The sequence below is a fragment of the Pseudomonas sp. StFLB209 genome (genome assembly GCF_000829415.1).
Lineage (GTDB): Bacteria > Pseudomonadota > Gammaproteobacteria > Pseudomonadales > Pseudomonadaceae > Aquipseudomonas.
On record NZ_AP014637.1, the window covers coordinates 2,146,192 to 2,166,358 of the forward strand.

Consider the following 20,167-nt stretch of genomic DNA (forward strand, 5'->3'; position numbering starts at 1 on the left):
CATCCGCCATAACCCCGGTTAGCATCGTGCTTTTATGGATAACGACAGGATAAGCCATGACCGAATGGATAGCTGTAATCACGATTACCCTGCTGGCGGTGATCAGCCCCGGCCCGGACTTTGCGATGGTGACCCGCAACAGCCTGATGCTGTCGCGCCGCGCGGGGGTATTTACCGCGTTGGGTATTGGCTTGGGCGTATTGGTGCATGTCAGCTACACCTTGGTCGGCGTGGGGCTGCTGATTCAGCAGTCACTCTGGCTGTTCAATGCCATCAAACTGGCTGGCGCCGCTTACCTGATCTACCTCGGCGTAAAGATGTTACTCGCCAAGCCCGGCGCAGTGGCGACCGCAGCAGCCGTCTCGATGTCCGACGCAATGGCATTGCGAACCGGTTTGCTCACCAACGCACTGAACCCGAAAACCACGATCTTTATTGTCAGCCTGTTCATGCAGGTGGTGCGGCCTGATACGTCAGTGGCGACGCAGATCGGCTATGGCGCGTTCATCTCGCTGGCGCATATGGCCTGGTTTGCACTGGTTGCGATGTGCTTTTCGGCCGGCGCCTTGCGTGAGTGGCTGCTGGGGGTAAGGCACTGGGTCGACCGGGCATTTGGCGGGTTGCTGGTGGGGTTTGGGGCGTTGCTGGTGGGGCAGAACAGCGGGCGTTGAGTGAGCTGGATCATGCCAACGGACCTGCTACCCCCGAAGTCACCCCCGAAGTCGTGAGTGATGATTTGCTGAGCGTTGCAGGGAGCATCGTCATGCCGGGGGAGTCGGACCAAGGTCCATGCAGGACCAGGCATAACGAAAAAAGGCCCAGGTTTTCACCTGAGCCTTTTCATATATGGCGCACCTGGCGGGATTCGAACCCACGACCCCTGCCTTCGGAGGGCAGTACTCTATCCAGCTGAGCTACAGGTGCAACGCGGGCGCCATAATACTCATCTGAACGCCGTGCGTCCATGCTGGCGAGCATGTGTTGTTGATTTCGCACGATTTATTGCCTGAAAGTGACATTTCGGCCAACGAGACTTGCACTGGCTGGACGTTGCGTTCTTTTTTTCGAACGGGCTCTTGTCCTTTTTTCTGCCTGTGCCTAGGATGCGTTTGAGATTTCAAACGCTCCTGTTCGGCCTTTCGGCCTGCTAAGCTTTGCGCGCCGCAGGAAAAGGCGAATTCATTTGTTAATGGTGCCCTGTGGCGGCGCCGTTTCTTTCTATCAGCTTCGCTGCGCCCGCGCGCGGTGTTTATCGGAGGCCGACATGCAGCTCAAGGATTCCAAACTGTTCCGCCAGCAAGCCTATATCAATGGTCAGTGGCTGGATGCAGACAGCGGTCAGACCATCAAGGTCAACAACCCGGCTACCAACGAGATTCTGGGCTCTGTGCCGAAAATGGGCGCTGCCGAGACCCGTCGTGCCATTGAAGCCGCCGACAAGGCGCTGCCGGCCTGGCGTGCACTGACCGCCAAAGAGCGTGGCGCCAAGCTGCGTCGCTGGTTCGAGCTGATGATCGAGAACCAGGACGACCTGGCTCGCCTGATGACCCTGGAGCAAGGCAAGCCGCTGGCCGAGGCCAAGGGCGAGATCGGTTACGCCGCATCGTTCATCGAGTGGTTCGCTGAAGAAGCCAAGCGCGTTTACGGTGACGTGATTCCTGGCCACCAGCCAGACAAACGCCTGATCGTGCTCAAGCAGCCGATCGGTGTGACCGCGGCCATTACCCCGTGGAACTTCCCGGCGGCGATGATCACCCGTAAAGCCGGCCCTGCCCTGGCGGCCGGTTGCACCATGGTGCTCAAGCCTGCTTCGCAGACTCCTTACTCCGCTCTGGCTCTGGCCGAGCTGGCTGAACGTGCCGGCATTCCGGCTGGCGTGTTCAGTGTGATCACCGGCAGCGCCGGCGAAGTTGGCAGCGAACTGACCGGCAACCCGATCGTGCGCAAGCTGTCGTTCACCGGCTCGACCGAAATCGGTCGTCAGCTGATGGCCGAATGCGCCAACGACATCAAGAAAGTCTCCCTGGAACTGGGCGGTAACGCACCGTTCATCGTGTTCGACGACGCTGACCTGGATAAGGCCGTTGAAGGCGCGATCATCTCCAAGTACCGCAACAACGGTCAGACTTGCGTGTGCGCCAACCGTATCTACGTGCAGGAAGGCGTCTATGACGCGTTCGCCGAGAAGCTCAAAGTGGCTGTCGCCAAGCTCAAGATCGGCAACGGTCTGGAAGAAGGCACCACCACCGGCCCGCTGATCGACAGCAAGGCCGTGGCCAAGGTTAAAGAGCACATCGACGACGCCGTGAGCAAAGGTGCCAAGGTGCTGTTCGGTGGCAATAGCCTGGAAGGTACGTTCTTCGAGCCGACCATTCTGGTCGACGTGCCGAAGACTGCCGCCGTGGCCAAGGAAGAGACCTTCGGTCCTCTGGCGCCGCTGTTCCGTTTCAAGGACGAAGACGATGTCATCGCCATGGCCAACGATACCGAGTTCGGTCTGGCCTCTTACTTCTATGCTCAGAACATGAGCCGCGTGTTCCGCGTTGCTGAAGCGCTGGAGTACGGCATGGTGGGTATCAACACCGGTCTGATCTCCAACGAAGTGGCACCGTTCGGCGGTATCAAGTCCTCGGGCCTGGGCCGTGAAGGCTCCAAGTACGGCATCGAAGACTATCTGGAAGTCAAATACCTGTGCCTGTCGATCTGATTCGATAGCGGGTTTTGCAGCCGGTGGGGCGCGAGAGCGACGCTTCACCGGTTTTGTTGTACCGCAACCTGTAATGGTGGCCGAGAGGCCGCGCCAGTCGATCATCGTATGCTGGCCCGGTTCTTCCTGCTGCTGAATCCTTGCAACACGCCGACGATGAGCGGCGAATGAGGACCCCATGAGCAAGACCAACGAATCCCTGCTGCAACGCCGTGCCGCCGCTGTTCCACGTGGTGTCGGCCAGATCCACCCGATTGTCGCCGAGCGCGCCGAGAACGCCACTGTGTGGGACGTCGAAGGCCGTGAGTACATCGACTTTGCGGGCGGCATTGCAGTACTGAACACCGGCCACCTGCACCCCAAGGTCGTGGCTGCCGTTCAGGAACAGCTGACCAAACTGTCGCACACCTGCTTCCAGGTACTGGCCTACGAGCCGTACATCGAACTGTGTGAAGAAATCGCCAAGCGCGTGCCGGGTGATTTCGCCAAGAAAACCCTGCTGGTGACTTCTGGCTCCGAAGCCGTCGAGAACGCCGTGAAGATCGCCCGTGCCGCCACTGGCCGTGCCGGCGTGATCGCCTTCACCGGCGCTTACCACGGCCGCACCATGATGACGCTGTCGCTGACCGGCAAGGTCGCGCCGTATTCGGCCGGCATGGGCCTGATGCCGGCCGGTGTGTACCGCGCCCTGGCGCCGTGCGAGCTGCACGGTGTGAGCGAAGACGAGTCCATCGCCAGCATCGAGCGGATCTTCAAGAACGATGCCCAGCCACAGGATATCGCCGCGATCATCATCGAGCCGGTGCAGGGCGAGGGTGGTTTCTACATCAACTCGCCAGCTTTCATGAAGCGCCTGCGCGCGCTGTGCGATCAGCACGGCATCCTGCTGGTGGCTGACGAAGTGCAGACCGGTGCGGGCCGTACCGGCACCTTCTTCGCTACCGAGCAACTGGGCGTGGTACCGGACCTGACCACCTTCGCCAAATCGGTCGGCGGCGGCTTCCCGATCTCCGGCGTCAGCGGCAAGGCCGAGATCATGGACAAGATCGCGCCGGGCGGTCTGGGCGGCACTTATGCCGGCAGCCCGATCGCTTGTGCTGCGGCTCTGGCCGTGCTCAAGGTGTTCGACGAAGAGAACCTGCTGGAGCGCTCCAAGGCTGTCGGCGAGACGCTCAAGGCCGGTCTGAACAAGATTGCCGAGAAACACAAGGTGATCGGTGACGTGCGCGGTCTGGGTTCGATGATCGCCATTGAGCTGTTCGAAGGCGGTGACCACAGCAAGCCAGCCGCCGAGCTGGTCGGCAAGATCGTCGCTCGCGCTCGCGAGAAAGGCGTGATCCTGCTGTCGTGCGGCACCTATTACAACGTGATCCGCTTCCTGATGCCTGTCACCATCCCAGACGCGCAACTGGAAAAAGGCATTGCCTTGGTCGCCGAGTGCTTCGACGAACTGGCGTAAGCCTGAGTTGATGAAAAAACCCGCTTCGGCGGGTTTTTTTATTTGGCGCCGGGTATTTTTCGGTCTATGGCTATATCCGGACGACAGCTTTGGCTAAGGTGAACGCATCGATGTCGGAGAGTCATGATGACGGCTGTGGATTTACTTGGGGTGCCAAGGGTGTTGATTGCTGAGTCCGATCCCTGGATTCGCGAAACACTCAGCGATCTGGTCCTGAGCGTACGTGACGATGTCGAACTGGAAGTCTGTAGCGATGGCAGGCAAGCCGTTGAATGGATGAAAAAACAGGTACCTGACCTGATCATTGCTGCCCGTGAATTACCTGCTATCGACGGCCTTAGCCTGTTGCGTGGCGTACGCAAGACGGGTCGGCAACCTCCGGTTCCGTTCATCCTGCTCAGTAGTCGCAGTGATAGCGCGAGCGTGCGCGAAGTACTGCCGCTGGCGCCTACGGCTTACCTGACCAAACCGCTGAACAATGAGCTGTTGCTCCAGCGCCTGCGCGGCTTGCTGGTGGAGTGTTCAACGGCTGGGCCGAGCATGCAGCCGGGCATGACCCTGGCCCTGTTTCTCGACAAGCGCCGTGAAACGGCTGACAGCGCGCCGTTGTGTGTAAATGTCGAGGCTGTCTTGCAGTTGTGCCGCACCAGCAAGGGGCTGGACATCCATCTGCTTGAGCAGGAATTGCGCAACGATCCGCACATCACTGCGGTGCTGATTGCCGCCGCCAACACCGCCGCCCAGCATCTGGGCAAGCCGGTGCAGACGCTCGGTGGTTCGCTGGCGGTGCTCGGGGCGACGCAGAGTGCGCAGATTGTCGCCGGGCTGGGCAAGAAACGGGTCGCCACCCTGAGTCATGACGGGCTGTTGGCGCGGGCCAACGACCTGTGGCTGATGTCCCAGCGTACTGCCGACTACGCACGGATTCTGGGGCGTATGCTGGAGCTCAATACCGAGCGCTGCTTCAGCGCCGGATTGTTACAGTCGCTCGGTGAGCTGGCGGTGATTGGTTGTTTGCAGGAGTGGCTGCTGCATGGCGGCAAGCTCGATGACAACACCATCAACCAGATGCTGGAGCAGTATTCGGCAGCCTTCGGTTCTGCGCTGCGCCGGCGCTGGCGTCTGCCGCTTGAGCTGCGTGAGCTGATTGCAGCGGTGTATCAGTACAACACCGGGATCTTCACCCGTGAAGTGCTGGCCATGAACCTGGCCGGTGAAATGGCCCGGCTGACCGATCAGCAAAGCGTCAACCCGCTGGTCAAGTCCAAGTCGGCGCGGCTGCTCAAACTCAGCGTCGCTGACTTGCAGCGCTTGCGTAAAAAGCTCACTGGCGTAGTCGACCCGAGCCTGCTGGCGATTGTTCAGGCGGCGCAAAGCCAGGCAGAACAGCCTCCGGTGGAAGACGATCTGCCCGACCTGCTGGATCTGGCTCCGGAGCCAGAGCCAGAGCCGCCGGCCGAAGAGGATCCACCGGCGGTAGAGCCGACCGACGTCCCGGAAAAACCGTAGCTGGGAATTGCCGGCTAGGTGTTTCGCTGCTAAAGCAGCTCCTACTTAGGCAATATATACCCCGGTGGGAGCTAGCTTGCTAGCGAAGACGGCGGCACATTCGCAGCAGATGCTGTGGCTTTAATGGCCTCTTCACGAGCAAGCCCGTTTCCACAGAGATTTCTAGTATTGGGCCTCAGCCCAGCACGATCTGGTTCTTGCCCTGGCGTTTGGCCTGGTACATCGCTTCATCGGCCCGTCCATACAGAGCTTCCAGGCTTTGGTCGCTGTCGGTGAGGCTGGTCAGGCCCTGGCTGGCGGTGATGCCGAAGCTCTGGGTGTCGTACTGGAAACTCAGGCGCTGGATCTCACGCTGCAGGCGCTCGGCAATCTGCAAGGCCGTGTCTGCCGCGCAGCCGGGGAAAATCGCCGCGAACTCCTCGCCACCGATTCGGCCGAACAGGTCGCCACGGCGCAGCGTGGTGCGGCCGCTCTCGGCGATACGCTGCAACACCAGGTCGCCGGTCTGATGGCCATAGGTGTCGTTGATTTTCTTGAAATCATCGATATCCAGCAGCAGGAACGACAACGGCGTGCCTTGCAGGCGGGCCAGTTCGAATTCGCGTTGGGCGCATTCGAAAAAGTGCCGACGATTGCTGCTCTGGGTCAGCACATCAGTGGTTGCCAGGCGTTGCAGTTCATCTTCCAGGCGTTTCTTTTCGGTGATGTCTTCGGCAATACCCACCACGATCAGGCGTTGGCTGGCGTCGGCCTGCTGGCTGACAAAACATTTATCGCTGAGCCAGCGCACCTCACCATCGGCGCGAATGATGCGGTATTCACGATCTTCGATGGCGCCCTTGTCGATCACTTCGCTGAGGCTGCGCTCTGCGTAATTGAGGTCGTCCGGGTAGATGCTGTCGCGCCACTGCGCATAGTCGGCCAGCAGCAGGCCGGCTGAGCGGCCAAAGATCCGCTCGTAGGCAGGGCTGACATAGATCATCCGCTGGGTTTCCCAGTCGAAGGCCCAGAGCACGGCGTTGACGCTGACCAGCAGGGAACTGAACAACTGCTCGCGTTCACTCAACCGGGCGACCTCGGCCTGGGCATGCATCAGCGCCAGCAGGGTTTCGGCAGCAACCGGCATGTGGGCTGACTGCATGGGTGCAGTAAGGGGCGATTTTTCCATGGGCACGTCGTCGCGAACCACGCAAAACAGTTCGCGTCGTTGGGTCTCTTGTAAGGCAATGGATAGTCGATTTGAGCGATTTTTCGCCAGAAAGTTCCATCAAGGGTGCGCCCTTTCGGGCGCACCGATCAACGGCTCACTGGGTGGCGGGACGCAGCGAATAGGTTTTGAGCTGGTTGGCGAACTCGCGCAGCGACTGGATACCGCTGGTTTCGGCCTCGTGAATCCAGACCTTCATGGCCGCCAGCATGTCCTGGCTGTTGCTGCTGGTCTTGAGCCAGATCTGTTGCAGGGCCAGGCGTTTTTCATAGATCACCTTGAGTGCCTGACTGTGCTCAAGCATGGCCTGGATACGCTGGCGATGGTGCTCGTCGAGCAGGCTGGTTTCGCGCGACAGCAGGCGTCTGGCGCGATGGAACTGGTGGCGTACCGAGGCGTCGACATTGGCCAGTTCCTGGGTGACCAGCGGACCAATGACCTGCTTGCGGTACAGTGCCATGACCTGAAAGCGGTTGTTGAGAATCGCCGTGGCGGTGTCGCGGTCCAGCAGTTGTTTGCCGGGCACCCGGTGGGCAACCGGTGCGACGCGCTGCACCTTGGCCAGGCGCAAGGCGCTGAACACCTTGATCCATGCCCAGCCCATGTCGAACTCCCAAGGTTTGACCGACAACTTCGCCGAATTGGGGTAAGTGTGGTGGTTGTTGTGCAGTTCTTCACCACCGATGACGATGCCCCACGGGACCAGGTTGGTCGCCGCATCACGGCATTCGAAGTTGCGGTAGCCCAGCGCATGGCCCAGGCCGTTGACCACTCCGGCCGCCCAGAAGGGAATCCACATCATCTGCACTGCCCAGACGGTGATGCCCAGGACGCCGAACAGCGCCAGATCGATCACCGCCATCATCGCGATACCCAGCAGTTTGTAACGCGAGTAGAGGTTACGCTCGATCCAGTCGTCGGGGCAGTTTTTGCCATACAGGCGCAGGGTGTCCTGGTTGCTGGCCTCGGCCCGGTACAGCTCGGCGCCCTTGAGCAGCACGGTAGACAGCCCTTTGATCACCGGGCTGTGCGGGTCGTCGACGGTTTCGCATTTGGCGTGGTGCTTGCGATGGACGGCGGTCCACTCGCGAGTGTTCTGGCCAGTGGTGAGCCACAGCCAGAAACGGAAGAAGTGTTTGAGACCTGCGTTCAGCTCCAGCGAGCGGTGCGCTGAATAGCGATGCAGATAGACGGTCACACTGATGATAGTCACGTGGGTCATGACCAGCGTGACGGCAATCAACTGCCAGACGGACAGGTCGAGTAAACCGTTGTACCCCATAGGCTGTAGTGCCCTCGCGAGTGGTGGGTGAGTAAAAAATGAACAGTGCCCATTATCTCTGAGCGGCAGCGGAAAACCAGATGTCGCAGCATGGAAGCGTCGCAGGATGTTTCTTGTTTTATAATCCTGGCGCCTGTAAGGAAATGTGTTTTTTTATGACGGATTTAACGCGAAAAGCGCTGGGAGCCTCCATTTTCTATGGCTGGCTGACCTTTTTGTGGTGGCTGATTTTCGGTTATGCGGTGCCTGTATGGCTCACTGACCCGGTGTTGCTCCACCAATGGCAGCAGACGAGCGGTTACCTGTGGGTGGCGCTGACCGTCCTGGTGTTGTTCAGCTACCGTGGCTGCCTGCTCCGATGGCTGGGCACCGACGAACTGCTGCGCCGCCAGCATGAAGACTACGATCGGCTGCGCATTGCTGCGGCGGTCTTCGACAGCACCCGTGAAGGTGTTCTGGTCACGAATGAAAAGGGCCAGATCATTCACGTCAACCGGGCGTTTGTCGACATTACCGGGTATCAGCCGGAGGAGGTGTTGGGCTTTAATCCCAGCAAGTTCAAATCCGGTCGCCACGACACAGCGTTCTACACCCGGATGTACCAGGCCATCTCCCAGGACGGGCACTGGGCTGGCGAGATCTGGAACCGGCGCAAGAGCGGCGAGGTGTACCCGCAATGGCAGAGCATCCGCGGCCTTACTGGGCGTAGCGGGCAGGTGAAGCATTTTGTCGCGGTGTTCTCCGACCTTTCAGCCATCAAGCGCTCTGAGCAGGAGCGCCTGCAACTGGCGCACTTTGATGCGCTGACCGGTTTGCCGAACCGTCTGTTGTTCACTGAGCGCACCACCGAAGCGGTTGCCGCGGCGCAGGCGGTCAAGCGTGGCTGCGCAGTGCTGCTGATCGACCTGGACCATTTCAAGAATATCAATGACAGCCTCGGACACAGTCTCGGTGATCTGGTCTTGAGGTCGGTGGCTGAGCGGTTGTCCGGGCTGTTCGCCAGCAAGCTGACCCTGGCGCGCATGGGCGGCGACGAGTTTGCCCTGTTGCTCAAGGATTGCCCGCAGATGATCCAGGCGGCCGGCCTTGCCCAACAGGTGCTTGATGCCTTCAATGCGCCGTTCCTGATTGAGGGCCAGCAATTGTTCCTGACCACCAGTATCGGGATCAGCCTGTTTCCTAATGATGCGCTGTCGGCCGAACAACTGCTGCGCAATGCCGATGCCGCGTTGTTCAAGGCCAAGCGCCGCGGCCGCGAATGTTATGCGCTGTACACCGAAGAACTGACGCTGCATGCCCAGCAACGGGTCGAACTGGCCAGTGAGTTGCGCCGCGCCATCGAGCAGCAGGAACTGCGGGTTTATTACCAGCCCGTGCATGACCTGACCACGCGGCGGATCAGCGGCGTTGAGGCACTGGTGCGCTGGGAGCACCCTGAGCGCGGCATGGTCTCGCCGGGGGAGTTCATTCCGGTGGCCGAGCAGAGCGGGCTGATTGCCGATATCGATGACTGGGTGTTGCGCGCGGCTTGCACCCAGATGCGTCAGTGGCAGGCTGACGGAGTGCCGGTGTCGTTCGTGGCCGTGAACATCTCCAGTCGGCAGTTCAGCAGCGGCGATCTGGACCTGCAGGTGGCCAAGGTGCTGCAACAGACCGGGCTGGCCCCGGCGTATCTGGAGCTGGAAGTCACCGAAAGCGCGGTGATGAGCGACCCGGAACAAGCTATCGAGCAGTTGCATCGTTTGCGTGAACTGGGCCTGAGCCTGGCCATTGATGATTTTGGCACCGGCTACTCTTCGCTGTTGCGCCTCAAACGCATGCCGGTGCAAAAGCTCAAGATCGACCAGGGGTTCGTGGCCGGGCTGCCGGCTGACGACGACGATATCGCTATCGTGCAGGCAATCATTGCGCTGGCCAGAAGCATGAGCATGCAGGTGCTGGCCGAGGGCATCGAGAGCGCCGAGCAAGCGGCATTTCTATACGACAGTGGTTGTCAGCTGGGCCAGGGCTACTGGTTTGCCAGACCGATGCCGGCGGCACAGATCGACTGGTACAAGGCGCCGGACTTCGGCCTCACACCGGTCTGAGGCAGTGACATCGGGGTGTGCAATGCGCCCCGTGATGCAGGCGGATTGGTAAATTCATTTTGGTTATATCTGCATTCTTAAATAGTCTTTTTAAGAATAACTCTGCGTATCTAATATAGCCTCAACGCCACAAGCCGTTGCTCCCCAGTCGCAACGGCGGACCCGCCACTTTTCCAAGGAGTTATGAATATGAGCGCCACTCTGCGTAGCGTTGACGGTCAGGACGAGGCAGCCATTCTGCGTGAAATCCAGAGTGCCCTGCGTGATCTGCGTTTTGGTGCCGTCGAAATCACCGTGCACAACGCCCAGGTTGTGCAGATCGAGCGCAAAGAGAAATTCCGCCTGCAGAACTCCGGTAACAAACCCAGCTGATTTTCCCCGCTTTTGCTAACCCGACTGGTCAACCGGAGGGTGTCATGTTGACTCCTGTTCACCTTCCCCAAGCAACGTGCGGTATCGCTCGCGGTATCGACGCGCCAAGTACAAACCAAGAACGCCAATACTCAGTTTTTCCAGGAGCTTGATCTTATGTCTATTCGTCGTTTTGCCCTGGCCGCTCTCGCGAGCGCCGTATTCGCAGGTTCCGCCGTTGCCAAGGATTATGAGCTGCTCAACGTGTCCTACGACCCGACCCGTGAGCTGTATCAGGAATACAACGCTGAATTCATCAAGCACTGGACCTCGACCCACGCCGGTGACAAAGTCGAGATCAAGCAGTCCCACGGTGGCTCCGGCAAACAGGGCCGTGCGGTGATCGACGGTCTGCGTGCTGACGTGGTGACTCTGGCACTGGCCGGTGACATCGACGAAATCGCCAAACTGGGCAAGACCCTGCCAGAGAACTGGCAGACCAAGCTGCCTGATGCCAGCACGCCATACACCTCGACCATCGTGTTCCTGGTGCGCAAGGGCAACCCCAAGGGCATCAAAGACTGGGGTGACCTGGTCAAGGGTGATGTTTCGGTGATTACCCCGAACCCGAAAACCAGCGGCGGCGCACGCTGGAACTTGCTGGCGGCGTGGGCCTACGGCCTGAAGCAGGGCGGCGAAGAGAAGGCCAAGCAATACGTCACTGAGCTGTTCAAGCGCGTGCCAGTACTGGACACCGGTGCCCGTGGCTCGACCATCACCTTCGTCAACAACGGTCAGGGTGACGTGCTGCTGGCTTGGGAAAACGAAGCCTTCCTGGCTCTGAAAGAAGACGGCGGTGCCGACAAGTTCGAAATCGTCGTGCCTTCGCTGTCGATCCTTGCTGAGCCACCGGTGGCTGTGGTCGAAAAAAACGCCGAAAGAAAGGGCAACACCGAGATTGCCACTGAATATCTCAAGCACTTGTACAGCCCGGCAGGTCAGGAAATTGCGGCAAAGAATTTCTACCGCCCGCGTAATGCCGAAGTCGCTGCGAAATTCGAGAAGCAATTCCCTAAACTTGAACTGGTAACCATCGACAAAGACTTTGGCGGCTGGAAAACTGCGCAGCCGAAATTCTTCAACGATGGCGGTGTGTTCGACCAGATCTATCAGGCGCATTGAGTCGCCACAAGGACACCGCCTCAGGGCGGTGTTCATGGTTTGGTCAAGGGGCCCGGGCTAATGCCCGGGTTTGCTGTCAGTAAAACCAGGGATTCTTATGTCGCGTCGTATATCTCCCGTCATACCCGGCTTCGGGCTGACGCTGGGCTACACCTTGGTGTACCTCAGTCTGATTGTTCTAATACCGCTGGCGGCGATGTTCATTCATGCTGCGCAGCTGACCTGGGATCAGTTCTGGACCATCATCACCGCACCACGGGTGATCGCGGCCCTGAAACTGAGTTTCGGTACGGCGTTCTACGCCGCCGTCATCAATGGTGTGATCGGCACCCTATTGGCCTGGGTGCTGGTGCGTTACACCTTCCCGGGGCGCAAGATCATCGATGCGATGATCGACTTGCCGTTCGCCCTGCCCACGGCTGTTGCCGGTATCGCGCTGACCGCACTTTATGCACCCAATGGCTGGGTCGGGCAGTTCGCCACTGACCTGGGATTCAAGATCGCCTATACGCCGCTGGGTATTACCCTGGCGTTGACCTTCGTGACCCTGCCGTTCGTGGTGCGTACCGTACAGCCGGTGCTGGCCGACATCCCGCGTGAAGTCGAAGAAGCCGCCGCCTGTCTGGGTGCCCGCCCTTGGCAAGTGGCACGCCATGTACTGCTGCCGGCGTTACTGCCGGCCTGGCTGACCGGTTTCGCCCTGGCGTTTGCCCGTGGTGTGGGCGAGTACGGTTCGGTGATCTTCATCGCCGGCAACATGCCAATGAAGACCGAGATCCTGCCCTTGCTGATCATGGTCAAGCTCGACCAGTACGACTACACCGGCGCCACCGCCATCGGCGTGATGATGCTGGTGGTTTCCTTCATCCTGCTGCTGCTGATCAACCTGCTGCAGCGGCGTATCGAAACCCCGAACTGAGGAGCGAACCATCATGTCTCATTCGTCGGTTTCCGCCGCCAGTGCAGCCAACGATGCCCGTCGTGGCAGCCCGGTGGCCCGCCGCATCCTGATCGGCCTCGGCTGGCTGGTCTTTCTGTTGTTTCTGGCTCTGCCGCTGGTCATCGTGGTATCCCAAGGCCTCAAGCATGGCCTGGGGACGTTCTTTGCGGCGATCTTCGAGCCTGATGCCCTGTCGGCGCTCAAGCTTACGCTGATCGCGGTACTGATCTCGGTGCCACTGAACCTGGTATTCGGGGTGGCGGCGGCCTGGTGCGTCAGCAAGTACTCGTTCCGCGGCAAAAGTATCCTGGTCACCCTGATCGACCTGCCGTTCTCGGTGTCGCCGGTCATCGCCGGTCTGGTCTATGTGCTGATGTTCGGCGCCCAGGGCTTTTTCGGCCCCTGGCTGCAGGATCACGATATCCAGATCGTGTTTGCCCTGCCGGGTATCGTGCTGGCGACCATCTTCGTCACCGTGCCTTTCGTCGCCCGTGAACTGATCCCGCTGATGCAGGAGCAGGGCACTCAAGAGGAGGAGGCTGCGCGCCTGCTGGGTGCCAACGGCTGGCAGATGTTCTGGCATGTGACCCTGCCGAACATCAAGTGGGGGCTGATCTATGGCGTGGTGCTGTGTAGCGCGCGGGCCATGGGCGAGTTCGGTGCGGTGTCGGTGGTGTCCGGACACATCCGTGGCGTGACCAACACCTTGCCGCTGCACGTCGAGATCCTCTACAACGAATACAACCACGTCGCGGCCTTCGCGGTTGCGAGTCTGTTGCTGGTCCTGGCGCTGTTCATCCTGCTGCTCAAGCAGTGGAGCGAATCACGCATTAACCGTCTGCGCCAAAGCGCGGCGGAGGAATAAGTCATGTCGATCGAAGTCCGTAACGTCAGCAAGAACTTCAATGCCTTCAAGGCGCTGGATAGCATCAATCTGGACATCAACAGCGGCGAACTGGTGGCCTTGCTCGGCCCTTCCGGCTGCGGCAAGACCACTTTGCTGCGGATCATCGCCGGTCTGGAAACCCCGGATCAGGGCAGTATCGTGTTCCATGGCGAGGACGTGTCCAGCCATGATGTTCGTGATCGCAACGTCGGTTTTGTTTTTCAGCACTATGCGCTGTTTCGCCATATGACAGTGTTCGATAACGTCGCTTTCGGCTTGCGCATGAAGCCGCGTAACGAACGGCCCAACGAAACCCAGATCAAGGCCAAGGTTCACGAACTGCTGAACATGGTGCAACTGGACTGGCTGGCCGACCGCTACCCGGAGCAACTCTCCGGTGGTCAGCGTCAGCGAATCGCCCTGGCCCGCGCTCTGGCAGTGGAGCCCAAGGTACTGCTGCTCGACGAACCGTTCGGTGCCCTGGATGCCAAGGTGCGCAAGGAACTGCGTCGCTGGCTGGCCCGCTTGCACGAAGACATCAACCTGACTTCGGTGTTCGTGACCCACGACCAGGAAGAAGCCATGGAAGTGGCTGACCGGATCGTGGTGATGAACAAGGGCGTGATCGAACAGATCGGCTCGCCCGGTGAAGTCTACGAGTTCCCGGCCAACGACTTCGTCTATCACTTCCTGGGCGATTCAAACCGCATGAGCGTGGGTGACAGCGAACACCTGCTGTTCCGTCCCCATGAAGTGTCGTTGTCGCGCCAGGAGCTGGAAGACCACCATGCGGCCGAAGTCCGGGATATCCGCCCATTGGGCGCCACGACCCGGGTAACCCTGAAGGTGGAAGGGCAGAGCGACCTGATCGAAGCCGAAGTGGTCAAGGACCACGACAGCCTGGTGGGCCTGGCGCGTGGCGAAGTGCTGTTCTTCAAGCCCAAGGTCTGGCAGAAAGTGCCTTCGATCTGACGGCCCTGCCGAGGCTGTTCGTGAGCGAGCAGAGCGGGGGAGTACAAGGCATATCTACTACAGATGGCTTGGCTTCACTGGTTGTTTCGCGAGCTCTGCCCGTTCACGTTAGGCGGCTCGGTAGGCAAATACGTGGAACAGTCCGCCCTTGAAGTGGAACTGTGCCACGCTTGCCATGCCCATCTTGCGATGGGCGCTCAGGGAGGCCGGGTTGTCATCGCGGATGAACAACACGCCCTGCCGACCTGGCTCCAGTTCTAGCAATCGTTGGAACAGGCGTTGTGCCAACCCTTGGCCGCGCTCGCTTGCGCTGACGCAGACCGGGCCGTAGATATAGGTGTCCGGTTCGATGGCTCCAAAGGCTTCAATGGTCTTTTCCAGCACTGGAACCGGGTATCGGCGATTGATGGCCTGCGAAGTGGTCAGCAGGAAACCGACCACCTGCTCACCACGGCAGGCCACGATCTGCGTTGTGTCGCTCAGCATTTCTGCAAGGCGCTCAGCCGGCAACTCGGCCGACAACTTACCGCCTTGGGACTGCTGATTGGCTTTTTGCAGGCTGAGGATTCCAGGGATGTCGGCCGGCAGGGCTTTGCGGATGATCGGTGGCAGGTGCATGCAAGTACCTCTTCACTGAGCTGGCAGACAGCCCATGCTGCTGCGCCAAGGCACCATTGTACGTCGGGTCAAGCACGTCCCACCGAAAACGAAAAAGGAGACCCGAGGGTCTCCTTTTTTATTGCGCCAGGCGGCTTAGAACAGGACGCGGCAACGAATGGTGCCTTTGATCTGTTGCAGTTTTTCCTGGGCAAGGTCCGAATATTCGGCGTCGACGTCGATGACCACGTAGCCGACCTTTTCGTTGGTCTGCAGGAACTGGCCGGAGATGTTGATGCCGTTTTCGGCGAAGACCTTGTTGATCTCGCTCAGCACGCCAGGCACGTTTTCGTGGATGTGCAGCAGGCGGTGCTTGCCAGGGTGGGCCGGCAGGGCGACTTCAGGGAAGTTGACCGACGATACCGACGTACCGTTATCGCTGTACTTGACCAGCTTCTCGGCGACTTCCAGGCCGATGTTGGCCTGGGCTTCGGCAGTCGAGCCACCGATGTGCGGGGTCAGGATCACGTTGTCCAGGCCGCGCAGCGGGCTTTCGAAGATGTCGTCGTTCGAGCGTGGCTCGACCGGGAACACGTCGATGGCCGCGCCGATCAGGTGCTGGTCTTTGATCGCAGCAGCCAGGGCTTCCAGCTCAACCACAGTACCGCGCGCGGCGTTGATCAGGATCGCGCCCTTTTTCATGGCGCGAATTTCTTTCTCGCCGATCATCCACTGGGTGGAGGGCAGCTCGGGAACGTGCAGGGAAACGATGTCTGCCAGGCCCAGCAATTCGTTCAGGCTGGTGACCTGGGTGGCGTTGCCCAGTGGCAGTTTGGTCAGCGGGTCGAAGAAAAACACCTGCATGCCCAGGCTTTCTGCCAGAACCGACAACTGGGTGCCGATCGAGCCGTAGCCGATGATGCCCAGTTTCTTGCCACGGATTTCGAACGAGTTCGCCGCGCTCTTGATCCAGCCGCCACGGTGGCAGGAGGCGTTCTTTTCCGGGATGCCGCGCAGCAGCAGAATGGCCTCGGCCAGCACCAGCTCGGCCACCGAACGGGTGTTGGAGTACGGAGCGTTGAACACGGCGATACCGCGCTCGCGGGCCGCGTCCAGGTCAACCTGGTTGGTACCGATGCAGAAGCAGCCGACAGCGACCAGTTTCTTCGCGTGATCGAAGATTTCTTCGGTCAGTTGGGTGCGCGAGCGAATACCGATGAAGTGGGCATCGGCGATCTTTTCCTTGAGCTCGGCATCGGGCAGTGACTTGGTGTGATACTCGATACTGGTATAACCAGCGGCCTTGAGCACATCGACAGCCGATTGATGGACACCTTCGAGAAGAAGGAACTTGATCTTGCTCTTGTCGAGGGAAACCTTGCTCATCTGCGTTAACCTGTATCCCGAAAAATAAATGGCACTTGAAAAAGCTTCAGCCATGCATGCAAACCGCTGTCAGAGCCTTGGCAGGCGCGTCGCATACTGGCAAGTTGGCGTCGTATGCTAGCATAACCAGCCCCTGAAACCTCATGCTTGCGCATGAATGGTTCTCAGGTTGCCCATGAATTCACCAAGAGTTGAGTCATGACCCAGACGGCCCTGATCCCTGAACTCGCGGCCTTGGTCGCGCCTGCCAAAGTCCTTACCGATACCGCCTCCCTGAACACCTACGGCAAGGACTGGACCAAGCAGTTCGTGCCGGCACCGTTGGCCATTGTCCTGCCCAAGAGCATCGAGCAGGTCCAGGCCATCGTGGGCTGGGCCAACCGGCATCGTATCGGCCTGGTGCCGTCGGGCGGGCGCACCGGGCTTTCAGCGGCGGCGGTGGCGGCCAATGGCGAGGTGGTGGTGTCCTTCGATGCCATGAATCAGGTGCTGGAGGTCAACAGCACGGATCGCACCGTGGTTTGCCAGCCGGGGGTGATCACCCGCCAGTTGCAGGATCTGGCCACCGAGCACGGCCTGTATTATCCAGTGGACTTCGCTTCGTCAGGCTCCAGCCAGATCGGCGGCAACATCGGCACCAATGCCGGTGGCATCAAAGTCATTCGCTATGGCATGACCCGCAACTGGGTGGCGGGCCTGAAGGTCGTTACCGGCAAGGGCGAACTGCTGGAACTGAACAAGGACCTGCTCAAGAACGCCACCGGCTACGACCTGCGTCATCTGTTCATCGGCGCCGAAGGTACGCTGGGCTTTGTGGTCGAAGCCACCATGCGTCTGGAGCGTGCGCCGAAGAACCTCACCGCCATGGTGCTTGGCGCAGCGGATTTCGACTCGATCATGCCGGTGCTGCATGCCTTTCACGGCAAGCTGGACCTCACCGCGTTCGAGTTCTTTTCCCACGCCTCGATGAGCAAAGTGTTGGCCCGTGGCGATGTGCCTGCGCCGTTTGCCACTCGGTGCCCGTTCTACGCCCTGCTGGAGTTCGAAGCCACCACCGAAGACCTGGCCAATGAGGCCCTGGCAACCTTCGAGCATTGTGTCGAGCAAGGCTGGGTCTTGGACGGGGTCATGAGCCAGAGCGAACAGCAACTGCGTAATCTGTGGAAGCTACGCGAGTACATCTCCGAAACCATCTCGCATTTCACCCCATACAAGAACGACATCTCGGTCACTGTCTCGAAAGTCCCGGCTTTCCTGGCCGAGATCGATGCCATCGTCGCCGAACACTACCCCGACTTTGAAGTGCTGTGGTACGGCCACATTGGCGATGGCAATCTGCACCTGAATATCCTCAAGCCCGAACAGATGGACAATCAGGTGTTTTTCGACACCTGCGCCAAGGTCAATACCTGGGTGTTCGAAACCGTGCAGAAGTACAACGGCTCGATTTCTGCCGAGCACGGCGTGGGGATGACCAAACGCGACTATCTGGCGTACAGTCGTTCGCCTGCCGAAATCGAATACATGAAAGCTGTAAAGGCGGTGTTTGACCCCAACGGCATCATGAACCCCGGAAAAATTTTCGCCCTGTAACCGCGTCCCCAGGAGACCCCATGAGCTACCAGCACAAATACGTCGATGGAACGAATATCCACTTTCCGTTGGGCAAAGTGGTCTGCATCGGCCGCAACTACGCCGAGCACGCCAAGGAGCTGGGCAACCCGGTCCCCACCGAGCCCCTGATTTTCATGAAGCCTGGCAGCAGTGTGGTACCGCTGGAAGACAGTTTCAGCATCCCGGCTGACCGTGGCAGCGTCCATTACGAGGCTGAGATCGTCGTGCTGCTGGGCAAGCCGCTGAGCAAGAACCCATCGACCGAAGAAGTGCTCGACGCCATCAGTGGCTTCGCCCCCGGCCTGGACCTGACCCTGCGTGACGTGCAGTCGCGGCTGCGCGAGAAAGGCCTGCCGTGGGAACTGGCCAAATGCTTCGACGGCGCAGCAGTGATCGCGCCGTTCGTGCCTGCCGAGACCTTCCCGGACCTCACGGACATCGGCATTCGCCTGACCCTCAACGGCAAGGTCGTCCAGGACGGCAACAGCAGCCTGATGCTCAACCCTATCGTGCCGATGATCCAGCACATGGCGGCCAACTTCTCGCTGCAGGCCGGTGACATCATCATGACCGGCACCCCGGCGGGTGTGGGTCCATTCCAGGCCGGCGACCAGATCGTACTGGAGCTGGACGGCCAGGCTCGTTATGAGAGTACCGTGCGTTAAATCGGCTGCGACATAAAATGAAACCGCCTTTGGGCGGTTTTTTTGTGTCATGACAACGCTGCGTGGTTATTGTTCGCGTTTTTTTCACAACTGATCTGGATAATCCTTCCGACCCCAAGGGGTGCCTCCTAAAAACGTAGGCGAGGCAGTCAGCGCAAGGCAGAAACAGGCGGGGCGGCGGCGTTTACGAGTTGTAAATGAGCATGCCGAGCCTGTTTTTAACGCAGCGATGGCGCGCGTAGCGCCGCAGGCGTCCAGCCAGCAGGCAGTTTTTAGAGGTGCCCAAGGATCGGGGTGTCGAGTCAAGCGCTGTTCCGTCCCGATCAGGAGCCATCAATGGCCATTCCGTCGTCTTCGTTGTCTAGAGTACCTGCCGCCGCGCCGCGTTGTTTCTGGTCGCGGTGGTATAGCGGCGTGCTGCTGGCATTGGCCATTGCTTACGGTGTTGCCTACGCCATGCATTGGGATGACCGCGCCGTGCTGCTGGTGCAGGAAGCGCTGCAGAGCAAGGACGAGCGCAATGCCAGCGTCTGGTTGCCGGACTACAAGGTCACCATCGATGCCAAGGTGCTGCCAGGCATGGCTGATGATGAGGCCAGCGACCTGGCCTATAACCCGGTCACGCGAACGTTGTTCGCGGTGATGGGCAAGAATCCGTTTCTGGTCGAACTGAGCCTCAAGGGCGACGTGCTGCGCAAAATCCCCATGGAAGGCTGGAGCAACCCGGAAGGGCTGACAGTCCTGAGCAATGGTCTGGTGGCCATTACCGACGAGCGCCAACAGTTGCTGAGCATCATCAAGGTCGATGCGGATACCACGCGCCTGCGTCTGGTCGATGCGGTCAAATATGACCTTGGCCATACCGAGAAGAAGAACAAGGGCTTCGAGGGCGTGATCTGGGACGCGAAGCGTCAGCAATTGCTGCTCGGCCAAGAGCGCCCGGCGGCGATGTTCAGCTGGAAAAGCGATGGCAGTACGCTGCTGGCCGGTGAAAAACAGCGTCTTGAGCCGTACGACCTCGACGTGCGCAACCTCTCGGCACTGAGCGTCGACCCACGCACCGGTCACGTTCTGGTGCTGTCTGCCGACTCGCACCTGCTGCTGGAGCTGGACGAGCAGGGGCGGCAGGTCAGCTTCATGAGCCTGCTGGGTGGCGTGAACGGTCTGAAAGACACCATTCCTCGTGCCGAAGGCGTCGCGATCGACGAACAGGGCACGGTGTATATGGTCAGTGAGCCGAACCTGTTCTATTCCTTCAGCAACAAGTAACTTTCCTCTCGAGGTCTGTATGGCAATCTGCTGTCATTAAGGATGGCTTCAGAT

17 protein-coding genes and 1 tRNA gene are annotated in these 20,167 nt (G+C 59.7%); 13 read left to right on the forward strand and 5 right to left on the reverse strand.

Annotated features, from left to right (window positions below; genetic code table 11):
- Nucleotides 1-56 precede the first annotated feature (56 nt).
- Nucleotides 57-671: a LysE family translocator gene (locus PSCI_RS09875; RefSeq protein WP_045485796.1), complete on the forward strand. Its 615-nt coding sequence runs from the start codon at nt 57-59 to the stop codon at nt 669-671.
- A gap of 176 nt (nt 672-847) precedes the next feature.
- Here PSCI_RS09875 and PSCI_RS09880 read toward each other — a convergent pair.
- Nucleotides 848-924: transfer RNA gene (locus PSCI_RS09880), tRNA-Arg, on the reverse strand.
- A 340-nt stretch (nt 925-1,264) separates the two neighbouring features.
- Here PSCI_RS09880 and gabD point away from each other — a divergent pair.
- From gabD to PSCI_RS09895, 3 genes are all read left to right on the forward strand, one after another.
- Nucleotides 1,265-2,707, forward strand: coding sequence for an NADP-dependent succinate-semialdehyde dehydrogenase (gabD, locus tag PSCI_RS09885; RefSeq protein ID WP_045485798.1), 1,443 nt, complete (start codon nt 1,265-1,267; stop codon nt 2,705-2,707).
- Between the two features lie 178 nt (nt 2,708-2,885).
- Complete coding sequence (gene gabT, locus PSCI_RS09890) at nt 2,886-4,166, forward strand: 4-aminobutyrate--2-oxoglutarate transaminase (protein ID WP_045485800.1); 1,281 nt, start codon at nt 2,886-2,888, stop codon at nt 4,164-4,166.
- Nucleotides 4,167-4,289: 123 nt separating this feature from the next.
- Nucleotides 4,290-5,675: an HDOD domain-containing protein gene (locus PSCI_RS09895; protein ID WP_045485802.1), complete on the forward strand. Its 1,386-nt coding sequence runs from the start codon at nt 4,290-4,292 to the stop codon at nt 5,673-5,675.
- Nucleotides 5,676-5,850: 175 nt separating this feature from the next.
- Here the strand turns inward: PSCI_RS09895 and PSCI_RS09900 are convergent, their stop codons facing one another.
- Both PSCI_RS09900 and desA read right to left on the reverse strand, forming a co-directional pair.
- Nucleotides 5,851-6,843, reverse strand: a complete 993-nt coding sequence (locus PSCI_RS09900) for a GGDEF domain-containing protein (protein ID WP_045494096.1) — start codon at nt 6,841-6,843, stop codon at nt 5,851-5,853.
- A 136-nt stretch (nt 6,844-6,979) separates the two neighbouring features.
- A complete protein-coding gene (gene desA, locus PSCI_RS09905; RefSeq protein WP_045485804.1) occupies nt 6,980-8,164 on the reverse strand; it encodes a delta-9 fatty acid desaturase DesA in 1,185 nt (394 codons plus the stop codon).
- Nucleotides 8,165-8,319: 155 nt separating this feature from the next.
- On the opposite strand from desA, the gene dibA reads away from it, so the two are divergent.
- From dibA to PSCI_RS09935, 6 genes are all read left to right on the forward strand, one after another.
- Nucleotides 8,320-10,251, forward strand: coding sequence for a phosphodiesterase DibA (gene dibA / locus PSCI_RS09910; protein ID WP_045485805.1), 1,932 nt, complete (start codon nt 8,320-8,322; stop codon nt 10,249-10,251).
- 189 nt (nt 10,252-10,440) lie between these two features.
- Nucleotides 10,441-10,623: a sulfur starvation response protein OscA gene (gene oscA / locus PSCI_RS09915; RefSeq protein ID WP_045485807.1), complete on the forward strand. Its 183-nt coding sequence runs from the start codon at nt 10,441-10,443 to the stop codon at nt 10,621-10,623.
- A 156-nt stretch (nt 10,624-10,779) separates the two neighbouring features.
- Nucleotides 10,780-11,784: a sulfate ABC transporter substrate-binding protein gene (locus PSCI_RS09920; protein WP_045485810.1), complete on the forward strand. Its 1,005-nt coding sequence runs from the start codon at nt 10,780-10,782 to the stop codon at nt 11,782-11,784.
- A gap of 97 nt (nt 11,785-11,881) precedes the next feature.
- A complete protein-coding gene (gene cysT / locus PSCI_RS09925) occupies nt 11,882-12,703 on the forward strand; it encodes a sulfate ABC transporter permease subunit CysT (RefSeq protein ID WP_045485814.1) in 822 nt (273 codons plus the stop codon).
- 13 nt (nt 12,704-12,716) lie between these two features.
- Nucleotides 12,717-13,589: a sulfate ABC transporter permease subunit CysW gene (gene cysW, locus PSCI_RS09930; protein ID WP_045485817.1), complete on the forward strand. Its 873-nt coding sequence runs from the start codon at nt 12,717-12,719 to the stop codon at nt 13,587-13,589.
- Between the two features lie 3 nt (nt 13,590-13,592).
- The gene (locus PSCI_RS09935) at nt 13,593-14,582 is read left to right on the forward strand and encodes a sulfate/molybdate ABC transporter ATP-binding protein (protein ID WP_045485820.1); all 990 of its coding nucleotides are present in this window, start codon (nt 13,593-13,595) and stop codon (nt 14,580-14,582) included.
- Between the two features lie 108 nt (nt 14,583-14,690).
- Here PSCI_RS09935 and PSCI_RS09940 read toward each other — a convergent pair whose 3' ends face one another.
- A complete protein-coding gene (locus tag PSCI_RS09940; protein WP_052483378.1) occupies nt 14,691-15,200 on the reverse strand; it encodes a GNAT family N-acetyltransferase in 510 nt (169 codons plus the stop codon).
- A 135-nt stretch (nt 15,201-15,335) separates the two neighbouring features.
- Nucleotides 15,336-16,565: a phosphoglycerate dehydrogenase gene (gene serA / locus PSCI_RS09945; RefSeq protein WP_045485823.1), complete on the reverse strand. Its 1,230-nt coding sequence runs from the start codon at nt 16,563-16,565 to the stop codon at nt 15,336-15,338.
- Nucleotides 16,566-16,763: 198 nt separating this feature from the next.
- Here serA and PSCI_RS09950 point away from each other — a divergent pair, with 198 nt between their 5' ends.
- The 3 genes from PSCI_RS09950 (at nt 16,764) to PSCI_RS09960 (ending at nt 20,113) form a co-directional block, all read left to right on the forward strand.
- On the forward strand, nt 16,764-18,158 hold the full coding sequence (locus PSCI_RS09950) for an FAD-binding oxidoreductase (protein ID WP_045485827.1): 1,395 nt from the start codon (nt 16,764-16,766) through the stop codon (nt 18,156-18,158).
- A gap of 20 nt (nt 18,159-18,178) precedes the next feature.
- Entirely contained in the window at nt 18,179-18,844 is a 666-nt protein-coding gene (locus PSCI_RS09955; protein ID WP_045485830.1) for a fumarylacetoacetate hydrolase family protein, read from the forward strand.
- A 336-nt stretch (nt 18,845-19,180) separates the two neighbouring features.
- A complete protein-coding gene (locus tag PSCI_RS09960; protein WP_045485833.1) occupies nt 19,181-20,113 on the forward strand; it encodes an SdiA-regulated domain-containing protein in 933 nt (310 codons plus the stop codon).
- The last annotated feature ends 54 nt before the right edge of the window (nt 20,114-20,167 follow it).

Coding starts and splice junctions, on each gene's coding strand:
- PSCI_RS09940 (WP_052483378.1), bottom strand. CDS start 15,200: ATGCACCTGCCACCGATCATCCGCAAAGCCCTGCCGGCCGACATCCCT.
- oscA (WP_045485807.1), top strand. CDS start 10,441: ATGAGCGCCACTCTGCGTAGCGTTGACGGTCAGGACGAGGCAGCCATT.
- cysT (WP_045485814.1), top strand. CDS start 11,882: ATGTCGCGTCGTATATCTCCCGTCATACCCGGCTTCGGGCTGACGCTG.
- gabT (WP_045485800.1), top strand. CDS start 2,886: ATGAGCAAGACCAACGAATCCCTGCTGCAACGCCGTGCCGCCGCTGTT.
- desA (WP_045485804.1), bottom strand. CDS start 8,164: ATGGGGTACAACGGTTTACTCGACCTGTCCGTCTGGCAGTTGATTGCC.
- PSCI_RS09960 (WP_045485833.1), top strand. CDS start 19,181: ATGGCCATTCCGTCGTCTTCGTTGTCTAGAGTACCTGCCGCCGCGCCG.
- cysW (WP_045485817.1), top strand. CDS start 12,717: ATGTCTCATTCGTCGGTTTCCGCCGCCAGTGCAGCCAACGATGCCCGT.
- PSCI_RS09955 (WP_045485830.1), top strand. CDS start 18,179: ATGAGCTACCAGCACAAATACGTCGATGGAACGAATATCCACTTTCCG.
- PSCI_RS09920 (WP_045485810.1), top strand. CDS start 10,780: ATGTCTATTCGTCGTTTTGCCCTGGCCGCTCTCGCGAGCGCCGTATTC.
- gabD (WP_045485798.1), top strand. CDS start 1,265: ATGCAGCTCAAGGATTCCAAACTGTTCCGCCAGCAAGCCTATATCAAT.
- PSCI_RS09900 (WP_045494096.1), bottom strand. CDS start 6,843: ATGGAAAAATCGCCCCTTACTGCACCCATGCAGTCAGCCCACATGCCG.
- PSCI_RS09950 (WP_045485827.1), top strand. CDS start 16,764: ATGACCCAGACGGCCCTGATCCCTGAACTCGCGGCCTTGGTCGCGCCT.
- dibA (WP_045485805.1), top strand. CDS start 8,320: ATGACGGATTTAACGCGAAAAGCGCTGGGAGCCTCCATTTTCTATGGC.
- PSCI_RS09875 (WP_045485796.1), top strand. CDS start 57: ATGACCGAATGGATAGCTGTAATCACGATTACCCTGCTGGCGGTGATC.
- PSCI_RS09935 (WP_045485820.1), top strand. CDS start 13,593: ATGTCGATCGAAGTCCGTAACGTCAGCAAGAACTTCAATGCCTTCAAG.
- serA (WP_045485823.1), bottom strand. CDS start 16,565: ATGAGCAAGGTTTCCCTCGACAAGAGCAAGATCAAGTTCCTTCTTCTC.
- PSCI_RS09895 (WP_045485802.1), top strand. CDS start 4,290: ATGATGACGGCTGTGGATTTACTTGGGGTGCCAAGGGTGTTGATTGCT.